The organism is Mesorhizobium sp. M7D.F.Ca.US.004.03.1.1 (genome assembly GCF_003998635.1).
In the GTDB taxonomy this organism is placed as follows: domain Bacteria; phylum Pseudomonadota; class Alphaproteobacteria; order Rhizobiales; family Rhizobiaceae; genus Mesorhizobium; species Mesorhizobium loti.
This window is the reverse complement of record NZ_RZQG01000782.1, coordinates 1-2,826: the sequence shown is the minus strand read 5'-3', so window position 1 is coordinate 2,826 and position 2,826 is coordinate 1. Positions and strand designations below refer to the sequence as shown.

Here is a 2,826-nt window from a genome sequence, read left to right as displayed (position 1 = left end):
CCCCTTTCGGCATCGGCTACCAGCATGTGGCCGGCACGCCCGCCGCAGGCACCAGTGGCCCGCCCGAAGATCTCGGCCACCACGGGGTGCACGGCCATGCCCTTGCCGATATAGACCGCGTGGCCACGATGGGTGGTGGCGACCTTGTCACCCGCCTCCAGCACGGCGGTCGCGGCGACGCCGACGGCTTCCTGGCCATCGCAGCGATGGATCGGACCGCGCGTGCGTCCTTCTTTGTGAAGCGCTCCAAGGCTCTCTTCCAGATGCCGCACCAGCAGCATCCGGCGATAGATTTCCAGGTGTTGTTCGACGGAAGGAGTGTTTTTCACTGATATCCCCGAGTTCGTGCCGAAATTAAATACAAAAGTGTCGACACTTTGCAAGCGCTTCTGCAAAATAGAGCAAAACAAGTTTTTGAAAAGGGGATCGATCATGCGTTTGAAGGGCAAAGCAGCCATCGTCACCGGAGCCGGCGCCGGTATCGGCGCCGCCGTCGCGGAGCTGTTTGTGAAGGAGGGCGCGCGCGTTCTGATCGTCGACCGCGACGGCGTGCGGGCCAGCGAGGTGGCTGGCAGGACCGGAGGACTGGCCTCGGAGGCCGACGTCTCGGACGAAGCCTCCGTGGCGACGATGGTACGCCGCGCGCAAGAGGCATTCGGCCGGGTGGACATCCTGGTCAACAATGCCGGTTACGGCATACGCGGCTCGGTCGTCACCACTGCGGCGGCGGATTGGGACGCGCTCATGGCCGTGAACCTCAAGGGCGTCTTTCTCTGCTCCAAATATGTCATTCCCGTCATGACCGCGAGTGGTGGCGGGGTGATCGTGAACACCGCTTCCAACGTGGCCCATGTCGGACTTGCCGATCGGGCGGCCTATGTCGCCTCCAAGGGCGGCGTCGCGGCGCTGACGCGTGCCATGGCGCTTGACCATGTTGCAGACAAGATCCGCGTCAATGCCGTGGCGCCGGGCGTTACCTGGTCGAGCTATTTCGAAAGCATGCTGGAAACCCATCCCGATCCTCAGGGGTTTGTCGCGGCATTGAACGCACGTTCGCCGATGAATCGCGTCGCGCAACCGACTGAAATCGCAAATGCAATCCTGTGGCTCGCCAGCGACGAATCTTCTTTCGCCACCGGCTCGATCCTGACGGTCGACGGCGGCATGAGCGCCTGGTGAGGCGCGCGCCAGTCGATGGCGGAAAACGAAACCTACCCGCTTCAGGCAACCGGCCGGATGGAACGCAGGGCACTCAGCATTTCGTCGAGGTCGGCGCAGGGCAGACAGCCTAGGTCCGCTATATCCTTGGTCACGTCGACCGGCAGGCCCGAATTGGACTCCTTGGGCACTTCGTTCAATCGTCCGCCGATGAGCACCGGCAAGGCAAGTCCGCGTGCCGCCATCGCCGCTTTCACGGCCTGTGCATAACGCAGCGCCACGCCGTTGTAGGTGCTGACGGCGATGGCATCGGCCCCGGTTTCGGCGGCGCGGGCGACGAGCATTTCCGGGTCGACGGCCACACCGGCATCGGCGATGACGATGCCCAGGCCTTCGAGCGCCTGTTCGACGAGATATTTGCCGTGCTCATGCACGTCGGTCGTGCCGATGCAGACGGTCAGGGGTTTAGGGCTTTCGAGCGGCTTCTGTGCCGCGACCCAGGCGACGGCCTTATGGTTGAGCTCGCGTGCCCATTCGGCATGGATCAGCGGCGTGCGCCCGCGCATGCCGTCCGCGCCCGGGCCGAACAGCGCCTCCATGCGTTTCGGCCCCATGCGGCGGATGGCGAACATCAGCGCGGCCGGGTCTTCGGTATCCACCCCGCGCTCGGCCAGCCCCTTCATGACGGCATCGGCAAAACGGCGCCCGCCTTCGACCAGCACATCGGCCATTGCCTCCACCTTGGTCCAGTCGAAGACCGGATCGTAGAACGGTGCGTGCAGCGTGAGCCGATGTGCGAAGGTCTGCGCATCGATGATTTCATCGACATCGGGAATGCGCTGGTTCTCGGTCACCGGCACCGGATTGATCGCATGGCCAGAGGGCCATCGCCCAACGGCGAGAATGTCGGCCAGGAGATAACTTGCCAGGCTGGCGTAGTTGCCCGCCGGGGTCGACTGATATGAAACGGTGTTGCCGAAGATCATGGTGCCTGGCGTGTCGCTGACCCGCACCAGCGCGGAATGGAAAGCAGCGCGCGACAGCGGATCGCTGAAGTGGTGGCCGTAGCAATGGCCGAGCCGAGCGCCGATCAGATCCTCGACGATGTGCTTTTCGACCAGCACCATGCCGAGCGCGCAGGCCATGTCGATGAACAGCCCGGCGAAGCCGTCGTCGAGATTGGAATGGACGAGGATTTCGGCCTCCTGCGCGGCGATCAGGCCGAGCGCGGTGACGGTCGCTTCCGTGGTCGCCACGTCATCGTCCCAATAGGGCAGGCGGAAGGTGAAATACTGTCCCAGATTGCCGATGGCCGTTGCTCCGGCGGCGATCGCGGCGCGGGTGTTTTCCACCGCGCCCGGCAGGCCGAGCATGAAGTCGCCGAAATGGGCGGCAGCAGGCGCCGCATTGGTGATGCGCGCGAAATCCTCTGGGCCGGTGAGCACGATGCCGGTGCCGCGCGCAGCCTTGGCGCGCATGGCCTGGGGATAACCCATCGACCAGTCGAGGGTGATGCCGAAACGGTCGACCGTTACGCCTGCCTTGCGGCATTGCTCGTGCACCTCGCCGATCGCCGCCACGGTGCGGTCGACGCTTCTGAAGCCGATATGGGCGTGCTGCATGACACGCTTTTCAGCCGCCGCCTTGCGCTTCCACGCGGCCTCGGAC

At 64.4% G+C, this 2,826-nt stretch carries 3 protein-coding genes; 1 reads left to right on the top strand and 2 read right to left on the bottom strand.

The genetic code is table 11. The annotated features are described in order from the left end of the window. On the bottom strand, nucleotides 1-458 hold a 458-nt coding region (locus EN935_RS29745; protein ID WP_245489082.1), incomplete at its 3' end, for a thiamine pyrophosphate-dependent enzyme. Here EN935_RS29745 and EN935_RS29740 point away from each other — a divergent pair. Further along, the gene (locus EN935_RS29740; RefSeq protein ID WP_127373908.1) at nucleotides 433-1,179 is read left to right on the top strand and encodes an SDR family oxidoreductase; all 747 of its coding nucleotides are present in this window, start codon (nucleotides 433-435) and stop codon (nucleotides 1,177-1,179) included. The two genes, EN935_RS29745 and EN935_RS29740, sit on opposite strands and share 26 nt — an antisense overlap. A gap of 41 nt (nucleotides 1,180-1,220) precedes the next feature. Here EN935_RS29740 and EN935_RS29735 read toward each other — a convergent pair. Next, nucleotides 1,221-2,826, bottom strand: a 1,606-nt coding sequence (locus EN935_RS29735) for a cobalamin-dependent protein (RefSeq protein ID WP_127373907.1), incomplete at its 5' end; no start/stop codon positions are given.